This is a genomic window from Achromobacter sp. FW305-C-13, from assembly GCF_058783475.1.
The window spans coordinates 517400-541441 of sequence record NZ_JBYSYN010000004.1 but is presented as its reverse complement, the minus strand read 5'-3'; the positions used below and the strand labels follow the sequence as shown (position 1 = coordinate 541441).

Below are 24042 nucleotides of genomic sequence, written 5' to 3'. Positions count from 1 at the left end.
CGGGTCAGGCTTGTGGACGGCCATGGGCAAGCGTATCGGACTATCGCTCTGCAGCGCCGCGGTCTTGGCGGCATGCGTCGTGCAAGGCGCGTCGGCGCAAGAGGCCAGGGACATCTTCAAGACGGAGATCTTTCTCACGCCCTATAGCGAATTGGGCGACGGACAAGACACGTATCCCCGTTTGAACGGCCGTTTTCTGCTGATGACGGGTTACACCGGTTTCTTCGGGATCCAGGACGACGACGGCCAGATTCCGCGTTCGCATTGGAGCAGCGTGCAGCCGACAGCGGAAGCCGCGCTGGTCTTGCAGCTGACGCGGGAATTCTCGATCCGCACGAAGGCGACGTTCAACTCGTCGACCAACGAAACGAAAGACAACGCGTTTTCCGACCTGGGCGCGGATCTGGATAACCTGTTTGCCGCCTACACCGCCGACAACTACGCGCTGTATGGCGGGAAGATGGACCTGGGCTTCGGCGACGCCTGGCACGTCATCGATGGCCTGTATAGCGGCTTCAACGAGAACTCGGAGTTCCGCGGATCGATCGGCGTGGGCGGACGCTATACCTTCGATACGGCAGGCCAGGGAACGCACTCGGTCGCCGCAGTGCTGTTCAAGCACGACGACACCGGCTTGAACCACCGGCTGAGCCTGGACGATGGTTTCATCCGGCCGGACCAGCCGCCCGCGTTCAGCGACCAGATGAAGTCGTTCATCCTGTCATACGATTTTCGTGATCTGCCCGGGCTGGAGCGCTTGTCGGGCGGGGTGGATGCGGGCCGCCTGCACCTGGACCCGAACCAGGGCGAAAGCGCCAACACGGTGTCTGCGCGGCTGCGCTACGACGCGCCCCTGGGCAATTCATGGAACCTCGGCTGGTTCAACGAGGCGACGTTTTCCAGCGCCTTCCGGGGCGCGCCGGTGTCCAACGGCAATGGCGTGACGTCGCTCTCGTTCTCGCGCGACCGCTGGCAGCTGACCGCGACCGCCGCCGTGCGCAAACTATCGGGCAGCGAACAGAAGCTGGCGCAGTTCGGACTCAAGGATGACGTGGATTGGGCGCTTTCAGGCGCGGTCACTTACGTGACGCCGATCGGCTTCATCGTGCAGGCGGGGCTGACGCATCAGCGCGACCAGACCACACGCATCAACCAGGGTGTTTTTCGCATCGCTTATCAAGCGGGATTCTGAGGGAACCATGACAAGCAAACCATCACTTATTGCCGGCGCATGCGTTCTGGCGCTTGGCGCATCCATGACGGCGTGGTCGCAGCCGGTGGCCATTGAAAGCGCGCCGAATCCGCCGGCCGACGCCGTCGCGATCCCGAAGGGCAGCAAGGAGCGCGCGGTCGAAGACCTGCCTCGCATCGTCGAAGACATCATGAAGCGCAGCCAGGTGCCCGGCATGGCCGTCGCCGTCGTCATCGACGGCAAGACGGTGCTGGCGCAAGGCTACGGCACGCGCGAGGCGGGCAAGGATGCGCCCGTGGATGCGCAGACCGTATTCCAGATCGCCTCGATCTCCAAATCGCTGTCGGCGACGGTGGCGGCGATTGAAGTGTCCAAGGGCACCGTGGCCTGGGACGCCCCGGTCGCGCGGTATCTGCCGGACTTCAGGCTGAGCAATGCCTATGTGTCGGAGCACGCCACCATCGGGGATTTCTTCGCGCATCGATCTGGCTTGCCGGGCACGGCCGGCGACGACCTTGAAGACCTGGGCTTTACGCGCAGCGACGTCATTGCCCGCCTGCGCCTTTTGCCGCTGGACGCCTTCCGGACCTCCTATCACTACGCGAACTTCAGCACGACGATCGGCGCCGAGGCCGTGGCACGCGCCGCGGGCCGCCCCTGGGACGGGCTGGCCGATGATTTGCTGTTCAAACCGCTGGGGATGACGGCGACGAGCTATCGGTTCAGCGATTTCATGGCGCGCGACAACCGCGCCGTGCTGCACGGCTACCAGAAGGGCGTGTTCGTGCCGCTGGGGCAGCGCGACGCAGATCAACAGGCGCCCGCCGGCGGCGCGTCATCGACGGTGGTCGATATGGCGCAATGGATCAAGCTGCTGCTTGCCGATGGCCAGTATCAAGGCAAGCCGATGATCGCCGCCGGCGCCCTGCTGCCCGCGCTGACCGCCCAAGCCTTTTCCGCGCGGGCGCACGACCTGAATTCGCGTTCCGGTTTTTACGGCTATGGCTTCAACGTCAACACCGAGTTGGGCGGGAGGCCGTCCATGGGGCATTCGGGCGCCTTCCTGATGGGCACGGGCACGACGTTCAGGATCGTGCCGTCCGCCGGCATCGGCATCGTGGTGCTGACGAACGGCGCGCCCGTGGGGGCGGCCGAATCCGTTGCGGCGTCGTTCATCGACACGGCGTTGTACGGCAAGCCGACGCGCGACTGGTTCGCGGCCTATAACGGCGCGATGAAGGGCTTCTTCGAACCGCAAGCGGATCTTTCCGCACAGGCCAGGCCCGCCAAACCTGCGCCAGCGAAGGCATTGACGGCGTACGTGGGCCGCTTCGAAAACCCGTACTACGGCACCGCCGATATCCAGCAAGCCGATGGCGGCCTGGTCCTGGTGCTGGGGCCCAAGGGCATGCGTTTTCCGGTCAAGCACTGGGATGGCGATACCTTCGCCTTCGCGCCGGCCGGCGAAGCGGACCTGGTCGACTCGCTGGCGTCCATCGTCTTCAAGACGGATCAGGGCAAGGCTAGCGGCTTCGACATCAAGTTCTACGACGACAACGGCTTGGGGCGCTGGACCCGAAAGTAGCCGCGGCCCCGCCTGCCGTCCGGTCAAAAGCGGTAGGCGGCGCGCAGCGTCAGCGACTGGTCACGGTATTGCCCGTTGCCGCGCAGCGCGTATTCCGTCTTCAGTTCCATGCCCTTGAGCGTGACGTATTCCAGGCCGGCCGACAGGTTGCCGTAGGTTTTCGGCATGCCGGACTTCAACGAGAACGGCGTCGTGTTGAACCCGCTTAGCTGCATGGTCGTCACCACGTCGCCGCCACTCAAAAAGCTCATCCCGGCGGCCGCATAGGATCGCAAGGTCGAGCCGTTGTCCAGGTCATGGCGCCCGCCGATTTCGATCATGGGAGAGATCATGAGCGACGTCGTGTCGTTGCCGCGTACCTTCAGGTTGAATACGCTGGGGCCTTGTTCTCGATAGCCGTCCTGGCGGATGTGGTTCACGTCCACATCCACGTACGGGCGCAGGTACCAGGACGGCTGGCTGAATTCATAGGCGGTGCGCCACCGCGCCGCAAGAAAGGACGAATCGGGCTTGCTCTTGGCGACGCCGTCCAGCGTCCCGCGCGACATTCTGCCTTTCTCGACGCCGCCATGCACGGCGAGCGCGATCTGCCACGGCGCGTTGTTGTACTTCAGGGCCAGGCCGCCGGCAAAGGTGTCGCTGTTGCCGGACAGGTCGGAGGACGACGTGGTCTTGCCGTAGGTATAGCTGAGCGATCCCCCCAGGAACCAGTTGGTGGCGACCTCGCGCTGTGCGCCAAGGGTCAGCGCCGTCTGCCGGATGCGATACCCCTGGTCATTCGAGGTGCCTTCGCGCTGCGTCCAGTTCGTGTCCAGGCGCGACCACACGCAATTGCCTTCGCGCAGGATCGTGCTTTCGCCGACAAAGCCCGGGCAGCTCATCATGCGGTTCATCGAGGCGTACGACGCATGCATCTGATTGGAGGCGCGGGCGAATTGCCCGTCGTGCGCGACGCCGTTCAGCGCGTCGCGGTATTGTTCGGCCGTCTGGATGCCGGTGAATTTGTCGAACAGGGACGCGGTGTTTCTATTGCCCTGGTTCCACAGCCCTTGCAGCGAGTTCGCGATGCTGATGCGGTCTGCGCTGATCGGCAGCGCCGACGGCGTGAAATTGGCGTCGACGGAAATCAGCGGGTCACGCAAGGCGCCGGCGCCGTTGTTCTTGATCGCATACTGGAACAGCGGGCTGTCGCTGGCGGTGGCCGGGACGCTGGTTTGCGGCGCATCGAAATGGCCGATGCCCAGCCAGACGTTCTTCACGGGGTTGCGCAACACCGGCTTGACGGTACCTGCGAAGGTCGATGCGCCCGACACGGAAATGAAATCGCTGTTGTGGCCGCCGAAGTCCAGGTCTGGCCGGTAGGTGCCCGTGTTGTTCAGCGCGCCGGTGATGCGCGTCGCCGTATAGACGCCCGGCCCGCCAGGATTAAGAATGCCGGCGTTGTTCAAGTCGCCCTGGAAGCGCGCGCCGCTGTACAGGCTGGCGCCGGCCTGGTTGTTGAAGGTGCTGCCGCTGCCCATCACCACATCGCCCGCCACGGTTCCCGTGTTGTTGACGGTGGTCTGGCCCGAGGTGTCGATAGCGGTCTTGGCCTGGATGGTGCCGGCATTGGTGATGCTGGTGCTGGCCAACGGGGCGACGGCAAGAATGGCCGTCCCGGACGTGCTGTTGGCGCTGAGCAGCGCGCTCGGACCCACGTTGACCGTAATCGGGCGGCCGCCGCCGTTTGCGCCATTGCTGATGGCCACGATGGCGGGCGAATTGGCGCCTGTCGCGACCACGTGCGCGGCCTGGCCGATATCGATGGTTACCGGCCCGCCGTACGTCACGGCGTTGTTGGGCGTGCTGTATTGGTACAGCGTGCCATCCTTGAAGACGCCACCACCGCCCACGCTCATGGCCAGGATCGCGGGTGCGTTGGCGCCGGCGGTCTGGACGGTGCCTCCTGCGCCGATGGTCACGTTGACGGCACTGCCGACGCCGATGCCGCCAGTGAGTCCGGCGCTCTGGATGAGGCTGGTCGTGTAAAGCGCCGAGGACTGGTCGCCGGCCAAGCCGCCGCCGCCACCCACGCTTTGCGCCAGGATGCCGGCGGCGCCATTGCCCGACGTTGCGACCGTGCCCTGGATGCTCAGGTTGACGGTGTTGCCGTCGCCATCTTCGGTGGAAGACGCCACAGGCTTTAGCGTCGTCAGACCGGGCTGGGTGGCCAACCCCGCGATGCCGCCGCCGCCGCCCACGCTTTGCGCCACGATGCCGTGCGAATTCGTGCCAGCCGTGTACAGGCTGCCGCCGACGTCTTGCGTGACGGTGACCGTGCCGGCGGCGCCCCGCATCGGCGAGTTTGCGCCGAAGGTGACGTTCGCGGCGTTTGCCACAGGCGTGACGCCGTTGTCGATCGTGACCAGGCCGCCGCCGCCGCCGATGCTCTGCGCCAGCACGCCGAAGGACAGGGCACCGTAGGTGGCGATGCTGCCCCCGGTGTTGGCGACGGTGACGTTGCCGCCATCACCGGTGACCGTGGTAGGCGTGGGGCCGAAGGTATTGGTCGCGATGCTGCCCAGCTGGATGTCGACACTGCCGAGCGACGCGCTGGAGGACACCGTGGCCACCCCGCCGCCGCCGCCCACGCTTTGCGCCAGTATCCCCGGCGAGAACGCCCCTTGGGTCACGATGCGGCCGGTGTTGTTGGCGACGTTCACGGCGCCGCCCGGCACCAGCGAGAAGTTCGATCCTCCGAAGCCGTTCGTCGGATGCTCGCTGCCAAGCGTGATCGCCAGCGTGGCAGTCTGCGTCAGCACGGCCTGGCTGGCATTGCGCAGGGAAAGTGTGCCCAGGCCGCCGCCGTCGCCGACGCTTTGCGCGATGATCCCGGCGGAGCCCGCCGCGTTGGTGCCCAGCGTGCCGCCATGGATGACGTTGACGGCGCCGCCCATGCTCAGCTGGGCGCCTTGACCTTGGTCGCCCGCCACCCCCAGCGCCATCGTCGCGGTGGTGGCGCTGGACAGGAACAGCGGCTGGTCGACGACCGATAGGCCGCCACCTCCGCCCACGCTCTGGGCCAGGATACCGGGCGCCTGGAAGCCTTGCGTGGTGATCCGGCTGCTCGAGGCGCTGGCGTCGACCGTGACCACGCCGCCCGCGCCGTTCGCGCCGTCCAGGCCGCCATTGCGCACATTGATGAGGGAGCCCAGCAGCGAGCCGCCTTTGGTGCCCAGGATATTGATGATGCGCGTGATCTTGTCGATGATCTCGGGGCTGGTGTCGCCAGCCGCGGCGGACACGACCGCTTGCAGGTCCTGTCCGCTGGCCGTGCTGCGGCCACCGCCGCCGCCGATGCTCTGCGCCACGATGCCCGCTGAACCCTTGCCTTGCGTGGCGATCGTTCCGGTGTTCACGACGAGGCTCGGGCTGGAGGCCGTGCCGCCACCCGAACCGCCGACGCCGCCGCTGCCGCCGGTCTGGTGAGTGATGTTGGCTTGCGGGAGCGCAACGGTGAAGACGTTCTGCACACCCGATTCGGCGGCCTTGATCAGGGCGTCGATACTGGACAGCAGGCTGGATGCCCCGGCCGAATCGATCATGCCGGCGTTGCCGCCGCCGCCGCCGATACTCTGCGCAAGGATGCCGGGCGCATGATCGCCTTTAGTCGTAATGGCGCCGTCATTGCGGACGGTGAAGGCGTTTGCCGCCCCGCCGTCGCCGCCATTGCCGCCGGTCGTCACGCCCACGGACAGGCTGACGGCTTTGCTGAACGCCACTTGCGGACCGCTCTCCAGCCAACTGGCCGCCTTGTCCAGCAGGCCGGCCAGATTGGCGGGCGAACCCAGGATGTCGTTGAAGGAATTGGCGTCTTGTGCCTGGACGATGCCGCCGTTGCCGCCGCCACCGCCAATGCTCTGCGCCACGATGCCGGCCGAGCCCGTGCCCAGCGTGGCGATGATGCCAGTGCCGGAATTGCCCGCATTCACCCAACCGCCATTGCCGCCCTTGCCGCCTTGGGTGCCATGTCGCACGCTTAACTGCAGGTCGATCAGCGAGTTGCCGATGGTCGGTGTCTTGACAGGCGCCAGGACGCCGCCGCCGTTGCCGCCGCTGCCGCCGATGCTTTGCGCCACCACGCCGTTGCTCTGCGCGGCGGCTGTGCTGATCGTCCCATCGTTGGCGAAGACGACCGTGCCGCCGTTGCCCGCCCCTTGCCCCGCGCCGCCGTTGGAGACCGTCAGCGTGACGGTACCGCTGGGATTGTCGCCTACCTGCGGCGCGATCGTGATGGCGCGAGAGTTGGCCACCCCGCCGTTGCCGCCGCCACCACCGATGCTCTGTGCCAGCACGCCGTTGCTCTGCGCGCCCAGCGTCGTGATCGCGCCCTGGCTGGCTTGCGTGAACGACACGGTGCCCGCAGAACCGCCATTGCCGCCCTGGCCGCCGGTTGCCACCGTCACGTTCAGCCCGACGCCGACGCCCACGGCATTGGCCGACCCGCCGCTGCCGCCGCCGCCACCGATGCTCTGGAGGACGACGCCGGCGGCATTGGCCGCGCGAGTCAGGATCTTGCCTTGCGATGAGAACTGGATCAGGCCGCCGTTGCCGGCCGCGCCGCCCGTGCCGCCGATCGCGACGGTGGCGATGACGCCGGTGGCGTTGGCGTCACCGCCAATGCCGCCGCCGCCGCCGATGCTCTGCAGGATCACGGCGGCGCTGTGGTCGCCGGACGTGTCGATGTCGCCGGTATTCGTCATCGCCACGCCGCCGCCTGCGCCGCCCGCCCCGCCATGGCCACCGCCCACGCCGATGATGCCGTTGCTGGACGACGCCATCCCGCCGCCGCCGCCCGCGCTATTGGCGACGACGGCCGCGGCGTCGTTGCCGAAGGTGCTGATGGTCCCCGCGTTGGCGATGGTGATTGCCTGGCCGGCGACAGCGCCTGCGCCGCCGTTGCCGCCTGGGCCGAAGGTGCCGCTGGCACCGCCAGGCCCTCCCTCGCCGCCCAGCACGCTGGCCACGACGCCTTTTGCACCGACGGTGCCGGTCGCGCCCGTTGTGATCGTTCCGGTATTGGTGATGGTGATGGCGCCAGGCGTGCCGCCCGCGGCGCCGTTGTGGCCGCCTGCCCACGAGCCGTCACCGCCGTTGCCGCCATTGCCGCCTTGCGTCAGCGCGTAGACGCCGATTCCGCGGTTGCCGGTCGTGGTGATCGTGCCGCCGTTGGTGATGTTGACCTGGCCGGCGTTGCCGCCCGCCGCGGCTTGCGTATTGACGTCGTTCGCAGTCGACGCATTGCCGCCGATGGAACGGGCGATCACGCCATACACGCCATCGCCCTGGCCGGTGACCGATGACCCCGCCGACGATACGAACGTGATGGTCGACGCGTCCCCGCCCCGTCCGGCATTGACGTGCCCGCCGAAGTCGCCGCTGCGCGAGCCGGTGCCACCGCTGCCGCCCGATGAGATCAGGCCGACGGCCGCGCTCACGCCATCGGGCCCGGGGCCGCGCGCGGTGATCGATGTGCTGCCCTGCAAGGTCACGTACGCGTCGCCCGCGCTGCCGCCGTGGCCGGCGTTGTCCGCGCCGCCGAACCCGCCGACGATCCCGCTGTCGGACCCCGCGCCGCCCCAGGATTGGACGGCGACGCCGAAGCCGGTGCCGATGACGGTGGCGTTGTTCAGCGTGACGCCAGCGCGGTGCCCGTCGCCGCCGATGCCATAGCCGCCGTTCGGCCCGTCGGCATTACCCCACAGGCCGCCGTTGCCGCCGGCCGAATACAGGTCGATGCCGCGGCCCGTGGCGGTGACGGAACTGGTCGCCAGGGTGTAATCGATAATCCGCCCGCCACCGCCGTTGCCGCCCCAATGATTCGGGTCGGAATCCCGTCCGTTGCCGCCACGGCCGCCGCTGACATCGATAAGGATGCCGGTCTGGCCGGGCGCCGTCGCGTTGATGCGCTGGTTGCTGTCCTGGTGGACGAAGTCCGAGGGGGCCCATTGGCCGTCGTGGCCGTTGTTCGGGTAATCGCCGCTAGAGCAGCAGGTGCCGTCCGCGCCGCGATTGACGTAGGACAGCGGCTCCGACTGGGCGTAGCCCGGCCGGCCGAACACATACAGCGTCGATAAGCCGGCCTGCAGCAGGACGGCAAGCCAGGGGAACCGGAGGCCGTGGCGGCCCGGTTTTGGGAGATCTTGCAGCGAGGTCATGGCGGCGCGTCGACGTGAAAACGGGGCAGATAAGAAAATCGCCGTTCGGCGCTTGCCGGACAAGGCCAAGATGACGAATCAACCATCCTGTATGACGAGTGCCGGCCGGCCGCCTGTCACGCGTGCTGGACCCCTGCCCCGCACCGGGTGGTATCTTGTGCCTGTTTTCTCTACCCGCCCTGCCCATGTCCGATACTTCGCATTCCGCCGACGCCCAGCACCCAGACGCGCCGGCGGCCATCCACAGGCCATTCGTCCAGAACCACGGCACCCGCCGCACGCTGCATTTCACGCAGAAGGAAATCCAGAGCAGCATGTCCGTGCTCAATCCCGATGCGCTGGAGCTGGAGTACACGCGGATGATGATGGGCTTCGTGCTGTTCAACCCCGAGCCCGGCCGCATCCTGATGGTGGGCCTGGGCGGCGGGTCGCTGCCGAAGTTCTGCTATCGGCATCTGCCCCGGGCGGCGATCGAAGTGGTCGAGATCGATCCGGCGGTCATCGCGTTGCGCGACACCTTCATGGTGCCGCAGGACGATGCACGATTTTCGGTGATCCAGGCCGATGCGGCGGCGCATCTGCGTGGCCTGTCGGACTACGCCGACGTGATCTTCCTGGACGGCTTCGGCGTGGGTGGCATTCCCGATGCGCTGTGCTCCGAGGCGTTCTATGCAGATTGCCACCGGGCGTTGCGCGATGACGGCATCCTCGTCATCAACTTCCACGTCAATCACCCGATGCACCATGACTACCTGGGCCGCGTGCGCGCGGCCTTCGGGTCCGCGATGTTCGAAGTGGTGGACGACGACATGACCAACAGCATCGTCTTCGCCTGTAAGGGCGATTTGCTGAACGACCCGGCCGCCGCCGAGCTCAAGCGCCCCGCCGCCATCGCCAAGGACGCCTGGCGGCAACTGATGCCGACCTTGCGCGTGATCGGGGCGACGCTGGAGCTCAGGTAATCCCCGAGCTCCGCGTGCGCTAGGCGGCCTTTCTGATCACGACCGGGATGGACTTGTAGCTGGGCGTGCCGCTTTGCTTGTCCTGATAGTCCAGCGGGCAAAGGTTGTTGGCCTCGGGGTAGTACGCGCCGACCGATCCGGGAGCGATGTCGTAGGCAATGGCGGTGAGCCGCAGGCGGCGATGGGATTCGCCGGGCAGGCCGGTGCTGATGTCGACCGCATCGCCATGCTCCAGGCCGTGCCGCGCCAAGTCGGCGGCATTCATGAACAGCACGTCGCGCCGGCCGAACACGCCGCGGTAGCGGTCGTCCAGGCCATAGATGGTGGTGTTGTACTGGTCGTGGCTGCGCAGCGTCGTCAGTTTCAGGCTGCCCGATTCGACGGCGCCGGGGTCTTCCTGCAACCCCTTGAAGGGCAGGAATTCGGCCTTGCCCGACTTCGTTTTCCAGATGCGCTCGGTGGGCGGCAACGGCAGGCGGAAACCACCCGGCTTCAGGATGCGTTCGTTGTAACCCTGGAAATCGGGGTAGACCTTTTCGATCAGGTCGCGGATGCGGCCGTAGTCTTCAACCAGGTAATGCCATTGGACGCGCGTATTGGGCAGCGTGGCCGCGGCCATGCCGGCGATGATGGCGGGCTCCGAGCGCAGGTGTTCGGAGGCCGGCGCCAGCTTGCCGCGCGAGGCATGCACCATGGACATGGAGTCTTCCACCGTGACGGACTGGGCGCCGGTGGCCTGGACGTCGCTTTCGGTGCGGCCCAGCACCGGCAGGATGATCGCGTCGCGCCCGATCATCAGGTGCGACCGGTTCAGCTTGGTGTTCATGTGCACCGCAAGTTCCAGCCGGCGCATGCCAGCTTCGCATTGCTTGGTGTCGGACAAGGCCATGGCGAGGTTGCCGCCCAGGCAGATCAGCACGCGGGTGTAGCCGCTGACCATCGCTTTCATGGCGTCGACCGCGTCGTGCCCGTGGCGTTCGGGCGGGCGGAAGCCGAAGGTCTTTTCGATGTTGTCGAACATCACCGGATCGATCTTTTCGGTAATGCCGACGGTCCGGTTGCCTTGCACATTGGAGTGTCCGCGCAGGGGGCAGATGCCGGCGCCGGGCCGGCCGAAGTTGCCGCGCATCAGCAGCAGCGCGGCAATCTGCTGCACGTTCTGCGTGCCGCGTGCATGTTGGGTGATACCCATCCCGTAGGTGACGATGGCGGCTTTGGAGTTGGCGTAGGCAGCGGCGACCTGTTCAAGGTCGGCCTGCGTCAGGCCGCAGGCCTGTTCGATGTCGGCCCATGCCGTGTTGTCCAGGTCTTCGATGTAGGCGTCAAAGCCGTTCGTGTGTTCGGCGATGAACGCGTGGTCGATTGCGCCGGGCGCGCGGCGGTCGGCCGCCAGCAGCGCTTTCATGATGCCTTTGAGCGCGGCCGCGTCGCCGCCGACCTTCACCTGGTAATAGGTGGACGCGATACGTGTGGAACCCAGGGTGCCCATTTCAATGGCGTTCTGCGGGTCGGCGAAGCGCTCGAGCGCCCGTTCGCGCAAGGGGTTGAACACGATGATGGGCACGCCGCGGCGCGCGCATTCGTGCAAGGTGCCCATCATGCGCGGATGGTTGGTGCCGGGGTTGTGTCCCATCGAGATGATCAGGTCGCAGGCGTCGAAGTCGTCCAGCGACACCGTGCCTTTGCCGAAGCCGATCGTCTGCGGCAGCCCGACGCTCGTGGCCTCGTGGCACATGTTCGAGCAGTCCGGGAAGTTGTTGGTGCCGAATTCGCGCGCGTACAGGCTGAACAGGAAGGCCGCTTCGTTCGAGGCGCGGCCCGACGTGTAGAACTCGACCATGTCGGGTTCGGGCACGCTGGCCATGGCGCTGCCGATGCGCGCGAACGCGGCGTCCCATTCGATGGGCTGGTAGGTGTCGCTGGCGGCGTCGTAGATCAGCGGGTGCGTCAGGCGGCCGGCGTTTTCCAGGTCGTGGTCCGACCAGGTCTGCAACTCGGTCACCGTATGCGCGGCGAAGAATTCCGGCGTGACGCGCTTTTTGGTGGCTTCCCACGTGACCGCTTTCGCGCCGTTCTCGCAGAACTGGAAGGTGGACGTGTGGGCCTTGTCGGGCCACGCGCAGCCGGGGCAATCGAAGCCGTCGGGTTTGTTGGTGCGCAACAGCAGCACGGGCGCTTCGGCCAGGCGCATCTGGTCGGCCACCGCCTGGGCGGTCGCCTTGAGCGCGCCCCAGCCGCCTGCGGGTGCGTCGTAACGATGGATACCGGTCAGGTTGCGTGATTTCATGATTAATCTCTTAAGGGGTGCTGCGCGTCGTCCCCTGGGCGGCCGCCGGGGATCGGGCGGCGCGGGACGATAAAAAATGGTGCGCTGCCGTAGAGCCTGCCACAGCCAGGATGATCGGCACCAGAAAACCCTGATCGACACGCGTGAATTCGGCGATCAGCACGATGGCCGTCAGCGGCATGCTCATGGAGGACGCGAGGAACGCCGCCGCACCGACGACGGCGTAGGCGCCGAGCGGTGCGCCCGGCCAGGCCAGGCTCCACAGCCCGCCCAGGACGACGGCCAGCAGCGCGCCGATGGCGATACCCGGCGTCAGCAGGCCCCCCGAGGCCCCGGCGCGCAGCGAGCTGCTGGTGATGGCGACTTTCAATACCAGCAGCGTGGCCGCCATCCCGATGGTCAGTTCATTGCTGAAGCCCAATTGGGCGGCGCCCTTGCCGTTGCCCAGCAGCGCCGGCAGCGCGATGGCCAGGCAGCCGATAAGGGTGAAGTTGATGAGCGCAGCCACGGGCAGGCGCCAGCCGCGCGCGGCATGGCGGCGGGCGGCCGACGTCAGCCGGACGAAGCCATAGGCCGCAAGGCCGAATACCGGGCCCGCCAGCACCGACCACGCGATAAGCCCCGCGTTGACCGTCATGGCGGGCAGGGCGTACTGGATCTCGTCGCCGAGGCCGATCCAGGCCACGACGGCGCCAATGCAGCTGGCAGCCAGCGCGGCGGTGGCCGCGGGCCACGCGAAAGTGCCGAGCAGCACTTCCAGCACGAAGAGCGCGGCGCCCAGCGGCACGTTGTAGACGGCGGCCAGGCCCGCGCCCGCGCCGCAGGCCACGATCAGGCGATGCTGGTCGGGCGGCAGGCGCAACAGCGTCGATAGCCGGCTGGCCGCCAGCGCGCCCACTTCGCGGGGCGCGACTTCGCGGCCCAGTGGCGAGCCCAGCGCTACGGTGACGATCTGCAGGGTCGCGTGCGCCAACGTCGTCTTGGCGGGCATGCGGGCGGCGGGATCCCGCACGGCCTCGGTCACGCTGACCAGCGGGCGCCCGTAGCGGTAGATCAGCCACCAGCCGATGCCAGCGACCAACCCGCATAAGATCAGCACCAGCAGGCGCCGCGTGCCGCCAGCGGCTTCGACGCCTTCCAGAAAGGACTCGTGGCTGACGATGCGATCCAGGCTGTAGCCGTAGGCCAGGTGCTGCACCGCGTGCAGCAGCATGCCCAGCAACATGCCGCCCAGGCCGGCCACGACCCCGGTCAGCAGGACCGCAATAAACAATCTCGCACGCCATCGTGGCGGATCGTCCGCCGAACCCTCATTCATCACTCGACCACTCCTGTCCGGCCCGCGCCAGCAAAGGCTTGCAGGCGTTTTATAGCAGGCAGTGTATGCAGGAGATTGTCAACGAAACGTGATTGGACCGGTTGGCGTCGTGTACGCAGACAGACGGGGGCGGAATGGTCCGGCCCCGTTTACAGACGGTCCGAGGGCAGCTCAGAGCCGCATCTCGCACTCGATCCAGTCGAGCACGCTGGCGTGCTGCGGCGTCCAGCCCAGTTCCTTGCGCGCCTTGTCGGCGCTGACGCGGCTGTTGGAGCCCAGGGCGTAGGCGCCCAGGTCCTTGCCCCAGCGCGCGATCGCGTCGGCGGCAGGCCAGGGTTGTGCCGCGCCCAGGCCAAGCCGGTCGGCGATGGCGCCCACGAGGTCGCTGAACGACGCTTCGCCGTTCTCGACAAAGTAGAAGCTGCCGGCCGGCGCCTCTGACAGCGCCAAGACATAGAGCGCCGCAACGTCTGCGATATGCACGTTCGACCAGCGGTTCAGGCCACGGCCCACGTGCCGCGCGATGCCGCTGGCTTGCGCCTGCGCGACCAGCGGCGGGATCTGCACGCTTTGCGCGCGTGGTCCCAGCGCGTTGCCGTAGATCAGGCTATGGCACAGCACCACGCCGTGCACGCCGGGTGCTGCGGCCAGGATGCGGTCGTTGATCGCGATGCGGGCCGCCTTTTCCGGGACCGGCGTGATGGGTGTGGTCTCGTCAAAGCGCGCCTCTGAGGGTTCGCCCAAGGCGTTGTCGGCGACCAGGCTGGAGCCGCTGGTGTGGATAAAGCGCTTGCCGCTGCCGCGCAACGCTTCAAGCATGGCGTCGACCGCGCCGCCGTGGTCGCTGTCGGCGGCGTTGATGACGGCAACGGCCGCACGGGATTCTTCCTGCAGCAGCGCCGAATCGTCCAGCGTGCCAAGAACGGGTTCGATACCGAAGGCGCGTAGCTCGTCCGCGCGCGACGGATCGCGGATCAGTCCCCTGACCGCGTGGCCGGCCTTTGCCAGGGTGGCCGCGACCGCGCCGCCGATGAAGCCGCTGGCGCCAGTGATGAAGATCTTCATGAGGGTTGCTCCTGGTTGTGCGGGTAGGCCGGATAGTCTGTCAGCCCCCGGGCGTCGCCGCCGAAGAGGGTCGCGCGATCATGCTCGGCCAGCGGTTCGTCGTTGCGCAGCCGTTCCGGCAGATCGGGGTTGGCGACGAACGGTCGGCCAAACGCGATCAGATCGGCCCAGCCGGCTTGCAGCGCATCGCGGGCGCGCAGGGCGGTGTACTTGCCGGCGTAGATCAGCACGCCGGGGTAAGCGCGGCGCAGCGCCTGTTTGAAAGCCGCCGGCATGTCCGGCGCATCGTCCCAGTCGGCCTCGGCGATGTGGATGTAGCCCACGCCGATCTCGCCCAGGCGTTGTGCCGCGGCCGTATAGGTGGTCACCGGGTCCGCATCCACGCAGCCGTTCAGGGTGGTCAGCGGCGCCAGCCGGATGCCGACGCGGGACGGATCGCCCACGGCGTCGACCAGGGCGCGCGCCACCTCGTCCAGGAACCGGATGCGGTTCTCCAGCGAACCGCCGTACTCGTCGGTGCGCACATTGGCGTGCGAGTCCAGGAACTGGTTGACCAGGTAGCCGTTGGCGGCATGCAGTTCCACGCCGTCGAAACCGGCAACGATGGCGTTGCGCGCGGCTTGGGCGTATTCCTCGACGATGGCGCGGATTTCAGCCTTGGACAGCGCGCGCGGCACGGAGGCCTGCACAAAGCTCGGGCTGCCATCGGCGTTCTCGACGAAGACGTTGACGCCATCGGCCTGGATTGCGGACGAGGACACGGGCGCGCGGCCGCCCAGCAGGCTGGTGTGGCTCAGGCGCCCCACGTGCCACAGCTGCGCGAAGATGCGGCCGCCGGCGGCATGCACAGCGTCGGTCACGCAGCGCCAGCCGGCCACCTGCGCCGGGGTGCAAAGCCCCGGCGTGCCCGCATAACCCTTGCCCATGGGCGAGATATAGGTGCCTTCGCTGACGATCAGCCCGGCGCCGGCGCGCTGGGCGTAGTAGTGCGCCATCAGCGCGTTGGCTTCGTCGCCCGGCTGGGAGGCGCGCGAGCGGGTCATGGGCGGCATCACGACGCGGTTGGGTAGGGTCAGGCCACCCAGCGTCAGCGGCTCAAACAAGGGATCGCGTGTCTTCATGGAGGCTCTCTTCGGGGGATTCGGTATGGAAATGGGGCAGGACTTCTTCTGCGATTTCGCGCAGCGTTTCGGCGAGCGGCCGGGTGTTGCGGCGCAGGTGCAGGCCGATGTGGTGCACGCCCGAGGCATGCAGCGCGCGTAGTTCTTCGATCAATGCGCGGCGGCCGGCCTGGGCGCCGAAACGGAACCGGCGCAGCGGCGCGTTGGCGTCCTCAACGAGGTCCAGATGGATGAAGCTGATGTAGGGCTTGTCGCCGGCCACGCGGCGCCAGGCCGCGGCGCGGTGTAGATGGTCGTCCGGCGCGCCGGGGTACGCCAGGCAGCCGTCCAGGTGGGCGCCGATCCAGTCCGGCGTCTGTTGCGCCAGCCCCGCCACCAGCAGCGGCAGCGGCGACGGCGGGCGGGGCAGCATGGCCAGGCCCGGCGGCAACTGAGCGCGCGCGTTGTCGCGCAGCAAGGCGATCTGCTCGCGGAACGCCGCGCCGCGCGACGCGAAGTCGCGGCCGAACAGCGGGTACTCCACCGGACGGTCGCCGCTGGCTACCCCCAGCAGCAGGCGGTTGCCGCTCAGGTGCTGGAGGGTGGAGGCAGACTTGAGCGTCAGCAACGGTTCGCGCAGCGGCAGCACCACGGCCGCCGTGCCCAGCAGGATGTCGCGCGTGATGCCTGCCAAATACCCCAGGTAGCTGAAGATTTCGAAGACCTGGGCGGCGTCGCCGAAGTTGGGGTCGTACACGGGCACATCGCGCACCCACAGCGCGCGAAAGCCCAGATGGTCGGCCAGGCGCGCCAGATCCGCATGCTGCTGCAGATCCGGCTCGCCGGGCAGGCGGCCAGACTGCCGCCGGGACGCCTCGCCGGCGGGGGTCCAGTCATGGTCCAGCGGGGCTTCAAGACCGATGCTGAAGCCGCCCGCCGTCAAGGTGTCCAATGCGGTCGTCATGGCGATTTCCTCTTAGTCCCAGGCGGCGGCCAGGCCTTCCGGGCTGACTTCGCGGCCGTTGCGTTCCAGCGCGGCGATCGCGGCCATGTCATCCGCCGTCAGCCGCAGTTGCTGGGCAAGCAGGTTGCTGGCCAGGTTCTCGCGTTTGGTCGACGACGGGATCACGGAATAGCCCAGTTGCAGCGCCCAGGCCAGCGCGACTTGCGCAGGCGTGGCGTCATGGCGTTCGGCGATCTGGCTGATCACGGGGTCTTTCAGCACCTTGCCGTAGGCCAGCGTCATGTAGGACGTGACGTGGATGCCCTGCTCTTTCAGGAAGGCGGTCAGCGCGGCGTTCTGCAGGTAAGGGCTGAGCTCGATCTGGTTGGTGGCGATCGCGTCGCGGCCCACGGCGGCGATGGCGGCGCGGGTTTCGGCGATGGGGAAATTGGAAATGCCGATCTGCCGGGTCAGGCCTTGGGCCTTGGCTTCAGCCAGCGCGGTCATGAATTCCGCAACGGTCACGCCATTGCCCGGTGCCGGCCAGTGAATCAGGGTCAGGTCGACGTAGTCGGTACGCAGCTTGGCCAGGCTGTCTTGCAGGCTGGGCACGAGCTTGCCCTGGGCATAGTTGGGCACCCAGATCTTGGTGGTGACGAACAGGTCTTCGCGGGCCACGCCGGACTCGGCGATGGCTTGGCCGACCTCGGCTTCGTTCTCGTAGATCTGCGCGGTATCGATGGCGCGGTAGCCGACGTCCAGCGCGTTGCGCACCGAATCGATGACAACCTGGCCTTGCAGGCGGAACGTGCCGACGCCAAATGCGGGAATGCTCATGTAAAACTCCATGGTGGGTATGCGGGGCCGGACGGTGTTGCCCGGGAATGCAGCTAGTGTGCCCGCGCGATACTTGCGGAAAAAGCCCTGTATTGGCGAAAGACTTTTGATATAACGTCAATTATGAAAACCACACTCGACGAAATGCAGGTCTTTATCGCCGTGGTCGACAGCGGGTCCATCACCGCCGCCGCCGACGTGCTGGGGCAGACCATTTCCGCCACCAGCCGCACGATGAGCCGGCTGGAAGAGAAGCTGCAGACCACGCTGATGCGCCGCACGACGCGTCGGCTGGAGCTGACCGAAGAGGGCAAGACGTACCTGGAGCAGGTGCGGCGGATCGTGGCGTCGGTGGAGGAAACCGAAGAACTGATGAACGTGCGCCGCAACCAGCCCGCCGGGCTGCTGCGGGTGGACGCGGCGTCGCCTTTCATGCTGCATGTGATCGCGCCTCTGGTGCCCGGCTACCGCAAGCGCTATCCGCAGGTGGAGCTTGAGCTCAACAGCAACGAAGGCAACATCGACCTGCTGGAACGCCGCACGGACCTGGCCATCCGCATCGGGCGGCTGAAGGATTCGTCGCTGCATGCGGTGCCGCTGGGCGCAAGCCGGGTGCGCGTCCTGGCCAGCCCGGCGTATCTGGCCGCGCGCGGCACGCCCAAGCGCGTGGCGGACCTGGCTTCGCATACGCTGCTGGGTTTCTCGCAGCTGGAATCGCTGAACGAATGGCCGTTGCTGGATATCGATGGCCAGCCTTTGCACGTCAAGCCGGGCGTGCGCGCCTTCAGCGGCGAAACGCTGCGGCAGTTGGCGCTGAACGATGGCGGCGTGGTGTGCCTGTCGGATTTCATGACGCGTGGCGACCGCGCCAGCGGCACGCTGCAGCAGGTGCTGGTCAAGCAGACGCAGGACGTCAGGCAGCCGATCAATGCGGTGTACTACCGCAATACGGCGATCTCGTCGCGCATCAAATCCTTCATCGACTACGTGGTAGAGACGATCGGCAAGGATGGCTTCCTGGAGCCGGCCGCGCGGTGAGAGATGTGTCCATTGGCGACAGTGGCGTGGCGGACCGAAGGGGCAACCGTATACTGCCCCCGTTTATTTTCCAGGTCCCGAATCATGAGCATCTTCTCCCGTTTCTTTGGCCGCAACGAAGAAACCGCTGACGCCCGCGCGCTGTCCGCCAACCCCGCTATCGAGAATCCCCTGAGCTTGCAGGTGCTGTTCGCCGCGCCGCTGGCGATCGCCGAAGACACGTTGACGGCGGCGCTGCGCGCCTATCACCCGTCGATGGGCCAGGCGCGCGCCGAGATCGCGCCCGACATGCCGGAGTTCCTGGGCCTGGTCGGTTGGGACAAGCATGTCGTGCGGATGGTGGGCTTTAACGCACCCTATCCCAACGACTCGCTGGAAGCCTGCGTGGCGCCCTCGCATTACCCGGGCACGGTGAAAGACGAGATCCGCGGCCACGCCAGCCACATCATCCTGTACTACGCCGGCTTTGAAGAAGACCCGCTGGAGCAATATGTGGCGCTGGCCGCCGTGGCGGGCGCGTTGACGGGCTTCGGGGCGATGGCCGTGCTGAACGAGCATGCGCACACCTCGCTGCCCGCTGGCGTGTTCGACGCCGAATCGCTGGGCGAAGAAAGCCTTGACCTGTTGCGCACGCTGCCGCTGAACATGTTGTATTGCGGCTTCGTGAAATACGAGGTCGAAGGCGTGGACGGCGTGTGGATGCGCACGTACGGCGGCGACGCTTTCGGCCTGCCGGACTTCGCGGCATTGGCCCGCGGCCACCACGAAGGCGAGACCTACTCGAACATGTTCAACAACATCATGGGATACCTGCGCGAGAGCGGCGCCGAGCTGGGCGCCGGCCACACCATGCAGATCGGCGAAAACGCCTTCATGAAGCTGCGCGATCCGGCCAAGGAAGAGTATTACCTGGACGGACCCGGGCAGGTGCTGGTGGCCGAGATCATCACGGCCGACGAGATCAACAAGCCGGAATAACGGCCAACCCGCCGCGGGCTGGCCTAGGGCCTATGCCGCGTAGTGGCTGGGGTGGCCGTTACGGGTGACGCCGGGCCGCAACCGCAGGATCAGCGCCCCGGCCGCCGCGCTGGCTGCGACCAGCGTGACGCCGGTCCAGCCCCAGTGCGCCAGCGCCAGGCTGCCCAGCGCGCCGCCGGCGGCCATGCCGATGAACACGCCCGTCATCAGGATGGCGTTGAGCCGGCTGCGGGCAGCGGGATCGATGCCGTAGACGATGCTCTGGTGCGCGATCAGCGAGGTCTGGATGCCCAGGTCGAAGCCGACGGCGCTGCCCGCGATCAGCCACAGCGCGGCATGCGGCGACAGCAGCGGCAAAAACAGCATGGCGGCAAACGACACCATCGTCAGCCCCGCGCCCAGGCTGGCGACGGCCATCGGACCACGGGTGTCAGCGACGCGTCCCGCCAGCGGCGCGGCCAGGGCGCCGGCTGCACCGGCCAGGCCAAACGCGCCAGCCGCGCCCGCACCCAGATGGAAGGGCGCGCCGTGCAGCATCACGGCCAGGGTCGACCAGAATGCACTGAAGCCCAGGGACAGCAGACCTTGCGCCATGGCGGCGCGCCGCAGCCCGGGATGCTGGCGCCACAAGGTCGCCAGCGATCCCAGCAGGGCGCGGTACGCCAGTTGCGTCGAGGGCACGAAACGCGGCAGTCCCCGCGAGAGCGCGACGCCCAGCGCCACGATGGTCACGGCAGCCGCCACGAACATCGCGCGCCAGCCGAACTGTTCGGCCACGAAACCGCTGACCACGCGCGACAGCAGGATGCCCAGCAGCAGGCCGGTCATGACCGTGCCGACGATCTTGCCACGGGCTTCAGCAGGCGCCAGATGGGCGGCCGCCGGCACGATGTCTTGCGCCAGCGTGGCCGACAGGCCCACCACGAAGCTGGCCGCCAGCAGCACGCCGATGGACGGCGACACGGCGGCCGACAGCAGGGCCAGGCTCAGCACGGTGGCCTTGATCAGGATGATGCGCTTTCTGTCGTGGCGGTCGCCCAGCGGCGCCAGCATCAGGATGCCGAAGGCATAGCCCAGCTGCGTCAGGGTGGGAATCCAGCCCAGCGTTTCGGCGCTGGCGTGGATGTCGGCGCCCAGCACGCCCAGCATGGGCTGGCTGTAATACAGGGACGCAACCGACAGGCCTGCGCCGACGGCAAGCAGCAGGACCAAGCCGCGCGACAGGGTAGTGGGGGAAGTTCGAGATGACATGATGGCTATCCGGTGGATCAGGTACGGGGCAGATTCTGGGCGCCGCACCACGGTTTTGGTAGCCGATCCCGAGGTACATCCGTTATACGATAGACGTATGAGCACCCCCGCCCTGAACGCCGCGGCCGGCACGGACCGCCTCCTTTTGATCGAAACGTTCGTACGCATCGTCGAGGCCGGCAGCTTGTCGGCCGCCGCCGCGCAGATGGGCGGCACGCAGCCCACCGTCAGCCGGCGCCTGCAATTGCTGGAACGCACGATGGGCGTGCGGCTGCTGCAGCGGTCCACCCACGCGATCCGGCTCACGGAAGACGGCCAGCGCTGCTATGAACGCGCGAAGGAACTGATCGCTACGTGGCAATCGTTCGAAAGCGAGGTGCGCGGCGCGGGCGACGAGCCCATCGGCACCTTGCGCGTGGTGGCGCCGCATGCGTTCGGGCAGGACCAGTTCGTCGAGCCGTTGGCGAAGTACCTGCAGCAGTATCCGAACATGCGGGTGGAATGGCTGCTGCATGACCGCATGCCCGACCTGATCGCCGAGAACGTCGATTGCGCGATCCGCGTGGGGCCGGTGACGGATCCCTCGGTGATCGCCGTGAAACTGGGCCACGTCCCGCGCATCGTGATTGCGTCACCTGACTTGCTGCAAGGTGCGCCGGTGCCGCAGCAGCCCGCCGAACTGGCGCGCCTGCCCTGGCTGGCGCTGCGCACCTTCTACCGTACTGAAGTGAGCCTGACGCATTGCGGTTCAGGCGAGTCCGAACGATTCGGCATCCAGCCCCGCCTGTCCACCGACGGTTTGCATGCGCTGCGCAAGGCCGCGGTGCTGGGGCTGGGCGTGGCGCTGGGGTCGGCCTGGGCGATGCAGGACGACCTGGCCGCGGGCCGGCTGGTGCATCTGGCGCCGCAGTGGCAGGCGGATCCGCTGCCGGTGTCCCTGGTCTATGCGCCGTCGCGTTTCCAGCCGGCGCGGCTGCGCCGATTCATCGAAATCATGCGCGAACACCTGCCGGCGGGATTGGCCGGCGGTTGACGCAACCCGGGAGCCCATCGCATGCGTAATCTGGATTTCAGTTCCTGGCAGGGCCTGCTGTCGACACTGCTGGGCTTGGCGCTGATCACGCTGATCGGCGTGGGCATCCGCTTGCTGGTGATGCAGACCATCCAGCAACGCCGCGCGCGCGAGAACCGGCAGATCAACGAACGGCTGCGCACTTTGATCGCGGCCTACAAGACGCTGGGCGGGTCCTTTACCGGCAACCTGGCGGTAGACCCGCGGCATCTGCGCGATGTGAAACGGCAGGCGGCGGGAGAGCCACAGGCGGGGGGCGACGCCGAGCCTGACTGGCCCAGCGGCGAACGCGCGCGCCGCATGCGCGACGCAGCCGAAGCGGCGCTGTCCGACATCATTCTGCTGGGCACGGAAGAGCAGGTGCGGCTGGCGGCCAAGGCGGCGGCCGACCTGGTAGCGGGGCGCCCCGTGCACACGGCCGAACTGGTGGTGTCGCTGCGCGATTTCATCCGCCAGGTCCTGGACCTGGAACCGGTATCCCCAACGCTCGAGATCCCCAAGCAGGGCCCCGCGCGGCCATCTTCGACCGCGCGCGGCAAAGGCGACGGCGGCGGCGGCGCGAAATCAGGCGGAGGCGGCGAAGGGGGTGGTCAGGGTGGCGGGGGCGGCATGATGATGGGCGTGAACCTGGATCAACACCCGGACCGCCAGCCCTGATTCCGAACATCAGCCGCGTCTGCGAGGCCGGTCGTAGGATGGGTGGAGCGCGAGAGGTTCAACGCAAAGACAAGACGCCAAGCGCGCGCAACCCATCATGTAGCGATGATTTCTAGGCAGCCTTATCCACAACGCCAAGCTTGCCTGATGGGTTGCGCGCGCTGAGCGTCAGCTTTCTTGCGCCTGGACTCTCGCGCTTCACCCATCCTACGATGCTTCGATCTTGTCCGAATCGTGCACCGCTTCATAGACCAGCGTGGCCAGCGTCAGGTCTTCCAGCGCGCTGCCTACCGCCTTGAACACGGTGATTTCCTGCGCATTGCGGCGGCCCGGGCGTTGGCCCGTCGTCAGCTGGTGCAAATCACCCTGGATGGCTTCGCGCGTCAGCACGCCGGCCTCGAAGGCGGCCAGCAGGTCGCCGGACTTGGTGGGCGCTTCGTCGGTGTCCACATAGACCGTCGTGCCGTCGAAACAGGCGGCATCCGTCTCGCGCATTTCCGGCTTGAAGCTGCCGATCAGGTCCAGGTGGGTGCCGGGACGCAGCCAGGCGCCGTGGATCAGGGGCACGGTGGACAAGGTGGCGCAGCTGATGATGTTCGCCTGGCGCGTGGCCGCTTCCAGGTCGGTCGTGGCTTGGGCGTCAAAGCCTTGTTCGCGCAAGCTTGCCGCCAGCGATTCGGCGCCCGCCGCCCGCACGTTCCACACCAGCACGCGCTGGATCGGGCGTACGGTGCGCATGGCCTGCGCGACCAGGCCGGCGATGCGACCCGAGCCCACGATCAAGAGCGTGCTGGCGTCCTGGCGGGCCAGGTAGTCCGCACCCAGCGCCGCGGCGCCGGCGGTGCGGTAGACGGTGACGATGTCGCCGTCCACCTGGGCGATCGGCACGCCGGTCTTGGCGCTGTACAGGTTGTACGTGGCGTGCAGGCCGGGCAGGCCCAGGTGGGTGTTCTCGGGAAAGATGTTGATGATCTTCACGCCGAAATAGCCGCGGTCGCTCCAGGCCGGCATGATCAGCGAGGTGCCGTGGGCGGTGCCGGACTGGATGGCGTGGACGTGCCGCCCGGGCACCGTGGCGCCCTCGCGGAAGGCGTCGCGCAGGGCGGGGATGACGGCGTCGAAGGACAGGGCGTCCCGGGTCTGTTCCGTGTCGATGAAGCGCATGGGATCACTGCCTGAAAGGGTTCAATCAATCGTAGGGCCGCAGGCAGTCTAGCAGCGCACTCGCGAGGCCGTCCCGGGCGGCCGCTCCCCGGCTATCAATCTTTGCGCAGGCGTCATAACACCCCGTTATCGGATGCGCTTTCCGGTGGCGCCGGAAATTCCGAAAATCCATTAGAAATCAACCGCTTGCGGGGCTTCGGTCGCGCTTCGTCCAAATGGCTTCATAGTGGATTTCCCTGGGTCCACGCGGCACGGGCGCACTGGCATTCTTCGACCACCGTAAGCCCCCGGGCGCACCAAGAGAGGTTGTTTTATGCCGAGATCCGTTCCCCCTGCCCACGCACAGCCCGCACCGGGCAGCTGCGCCGGCAGGCCGAATCCCGCGACCGGAGCCCG

Annotated in this window: 16 protein-coding genes; 7 read left to right on the top strand and 9 right to left on the bottom strand. The window is 67.3% G+C overall.

Annotated elements, in window-relative coordinates; all coding sequences use genetic code 11:
* The first annotated feature begins 22 nt into the window (after nt 1–22).
* The gene (locus AC3WMU_RS26055) at nt 23–1192 is read left to right on the top strand and encodes a hypothetical protein (RefSeq protein WP_006226738.1); all 1170 of its coding nucleotides are present in this window, start codon (nt 23–25) and stop codon (nt 1190–1192) included.
* A 64-nt stretch (nt 1193–1256) separates the two neighbouring features.
* On the top strand, nt 1257–2777 hold the full coding sequence (locus tag AC3WMU_RS26050; RefSeq protein ID WP_006226739.1) for a serine hydrolase: 1521 nt from the start codon (nt 1257–1259) through the stop codon (nt 2775–2777).
* A gap of 23 nt (nt 2778–2800) precedes the next feature.
* Here AC3WMU_RS26050 and AC3WMU_RS26045 read toward each other — a convergent pair whose 3' ends face one another.
* Complete coding sequence (locus tag AC3WMU_RS26045) at nt 2801–8974, bottom strand: autotransporter outer membrane beta-barrel domain-containing protein (RefSeq protein ID WP_006226740.1); 6174 nt, start codon at nt 8972–8974, stop codon at nt 2801–2803.
* A gap of 185 nt (nt 8975–9159) precedes the next feature.
* Here AC3WMU_RS26045 and AC3WMU_RS26040 point away from each other — a divergent pair, with 185 nt between their 5' ends.
* On the top strand, nt 9160–9936 hold the full coding sequence (locus AC3WMU_RS26040) for a fused MFS/spermidine synthase (RefSeq protein WP_492283163.1): 777 nt from the start codon (nt 9160–9162) through the stop codon (nt 9934–9936).
* A gap of 19 nt (nt 9937–9955) precedes the next feature.
* Here AC3WMU_RS26040 and AC3WMU_RS26035 read toward each other — a convergent pair whose 3' ends face one another.
* The 6 genes from AC3WMU_RS26035 to dkgB form a co-directional block, all read right to left on the bottom strand.
* Nucleotides 9956–12226, bottom strand: coding sequence for an FdhF/YdeP family oxidoreductase (locus AC3WMU_RS26035; RefSeq protein WP_492283257.1), 2271 nt, complete (start codon nt 12224–12226; stop codon nt 9956–9958).
* Nucleotides 12227–12233: 7 nt separating this feature from the next.
* Nucleotides 12234–13541 (bottom strand): chloride channel protein, encoded by a 1308-nt coding sequence (locus AC3WMU_RS26030; RefSeq protein WP_492283162.1) that lies wholly within the window; start codon nt 13539–13541, stop codon nt 12234–12236.
* 171 nt (nt 13542–13712) lie between these two features.
* Nucleotides 13713–14606, bottom strand: a complete 894-nt coding sequence (locus AC3WMU_RS26025; RefSeq protein WP_492283161.1) for an NAD-dependent epimerase/dehydratase family protein — start codon at nt 14604–14606, stop codon at nt 13713–13715.
* Nucleotides 14603–15727, bottom strand: coding sequence for an alkene reductase (locus AC3WMU_RS26020; protein WP_006226745.1), 1125 nt, complete (start codon nt 15725–15727; stop codon nt 14603–14605). Before AC3WMU_RS26020 ends, AC3WMU_RS26025 begins: the two co-directional genes overlap by 4 nt.
* Entirely contained in the window at nt 15702–16670 is a 969-nt protein-coding gene (locus AC3WMU_RS26015; protein ID WP_492283160.1) for a TIGR03571 family LLM class oxidoreductase, read from the bottom strand. The genes AC3WMU_RS26020 and AC3WMU_RS26015 overlap by 26 nt, the downstream gene beginning before the upstream one ends.
* Before the next feature lie 12 nt (nt 16671–16682).
* Nucleotides 16683–17486 carry a 2,5-didehydrogluconate reductase DkgB gene (dkgB, locus tag AC3WMU_RS26010; RefSeq protein ID WP_280027307.1) on the bottom strand — a complete coding sequence of 268 codons (804 nt, stop codon included), beginning with the start codon at nt 17484–17486 and terminating at the stop codon, nt 16683–16685.
* Between the two features lie 123 nt (nt 17487–17609).
* On the opposite strand from dkgB, the gene AC3WMU_RS26005 reads away from it, so the two are divergent.
* Nucleotides 17610–18524, top strand: coding sequence for a LysR substrate-binding domain-containing protein (locus AC3WMU_RS26005; protein WP_492283159.1), 915 nt, complete (start codon nt 17610–17612; stop codon nt 18522–18524).
* An 84-nt stretch (nt 18525–18608) separates the two neighbouring features.
* Nucleotides 18609–19502, top strand: a complete 894-nt coding sequence (locus AC3WMU_RS26000; RefSeq protein WP_006226749.1) for a DUF4261 domain-containing protein — start codon at nt 18609–18611, stop codon at nt 19500–19502.
* A gap of 30 nt (nt 19503–19532) precedes the next feature.
* Here AC3WMU_RS26000 and AC3WMU_RS25995 read toward each other — a convergent pair whose 3' ends face one another.
* Nucleotides 19533–20753 (bottom strand): MFS transporter, encoded by a 1221-nt coding sequence (locus AC3WMU_RS25995; RefSeq protein ID WP_492283158.1) that lies wholly within the window; start codon nt 20751–20753, stop codon nt 19533–19535.
* Between the two features lie 97 nt (nt 20754–20850).
* Between AC3WMU_RS25995 and AC3WMU_RS25990 the strand changes: the two genes are divergently transcribed.
* Together AC3WMU_RS25990 and AC3WMU_RS25985 are read left to right on the top strand one after the other, a co-directional pair.
* Nucleotides 20851–21786 carry a LysR family transcriptional regulator gene (locus tag AC3WMU_RS25990; RefSeq protein ID WP_424625657.1) on the top strand — a complete coding sequence of 312 codons (936 nt, stop codon included), beginning with the start codon at nt 20851–20853 and terminating at the stop codon, nt 21784–21786.
* A gap of 21 nt (nt 21787–21807) precedes the next feature.
* Nucleotides 21808–22482, top strand: a complete 675-nt coding sequence (locus AC3WMU_RS25985) for a hypothetical protein (RefSeq protein ID WP_424625656.1) — start codon at nt 21808–21810, stop codon at nt 22480–22482.
* A gap of 207 nt (nt 22483–22689) precedes the next feature.
* Here AC3WMU_RS25985 and lhpI read toward each other — a convergent pair whose 3' ends face one another.
* Nucleotides 22690–23646, bottom strand: coding sequence for a bifunctional Delta(1)-pyrroline-2-carboxylate/Delta(1)-piperideine-2-carboxylate reductase (gene lhpI / locus AC3WMU_RS25980; RefSeq protein WP_492283157.1), 957 nt, complete (start codon nt 23644–23646; stop codon nt 22690–22692).
* Between the last annotated feature and the right edge of the window lie 396 nt (nt 23647–24042).

Bases quoted from the DNA above. Each gene is read 5' to 3' on its own strand.
- AC3WMU_RS26040 (WP_492283163.1), top strand. From the start codon at position 9,160: ATGTCCGATACTTCGCATTCCGCCGACGCCCAGCACCCAGACGCGCCG.
- AC3WMU_RS25995 (WP_492283158.1), bottom strand. From the start codon at position 20,753: ATGTCATCTCGAACTTCCCCCACTACCCTGTCGCGCGGCTTGGTCCTG.
- dkgB (WP_280027307.1), bottom strand. From the start codon at position 17,486: ATGAGCATTCCCGCATTTGGCGTCGGCACGTTCCGCCTGCAAGGCCAG.
- AC3WMU_RS26015 (WP_492283160.1), bottom strand. From the start codon at position 16,670: ATGACGACCGCATTGGACACCTTGACGGCGGGCGGCTTCAGCATCGGT.
- AC3WMU_RS26005 (WP_492283159.1), top strand. From the start codon at position 17,610: ATGAAAACCACACTCGACGAAATGCAGGTCTTTATCGCCGTGGTCGAC.
- AC3WMU_RS26045 (WP_006226740.1), bottom strand. From the start codon at position 8,974: ATGACCTCGCTGCAAGATCTCCCAAAACCGGGCCGCCACGGCCTCCGG.
- AC3WMU_RS26020 (WP_006226745.1), bottom strand. From the start codon at position 15,727: ATGAAGACACGCGATCCCTTGTTTGAGCCGCTGACGCTGGGTGGCCTG.
- AC3WMU_RS25985 (WP_424625656.1), top strand. From the start codon at position 21,808: ATGCGTAATCTGGATTTCAGTTCCTGGCAGGGCCTGCTGTCGACACTG.
- AC3WMU_RS26030 (WP_492283162.1), bottom strand. From the start codon at position 13,541: ATGAATGAGGGTTCGGCGGACGATCCGCCACGATGGCGTGCGAGATTG.
- AC3WMU_RS25990 (WP_424625657.1), top strand. From the start codon at position 20,851: ATGAGCACCCCCGCCCTGAACGCCGCGGCCGGCACGGACCGCCTCCTT.
- AC3WMU_RS26055 (WP_006226738.1), top strand. From the start codon at position 23: ATGGGCAAGCGTATCGGACTATCGCTCTGCAGCGCCGCGGTCTTGGCG.
- AC3WMU_RS26000 (WP_006226749.1), top strand. From the start codon at position 18,609: ATGAGCATCTTCTCCCGTTTCTTTGGCCGCAACGAAGAAACCGCTGAC.
- lhpI (WP_492283157.1), bottom strand. From the start codon at position 23,646: ATGCGCTTCATCGACACGGAACAGACCCGGGACGCCCTGTCCTTCGAC.
- AC3WMU_RS26050 (WP_006226739.1), top strand. From the start codon at position 1,257: ATGACGGCGTGGTCGCAGCCGGTGGCCATTGAAAGCGCGCCGAATCCG.
- AC3WMU_RS26025 (WP_492283161.1), bottom strand. From the start codon at position 14,606: ATGAAGATCTTCATCACTGGCGCCAGCGGCTTCATCGGCGGCGCGGTC.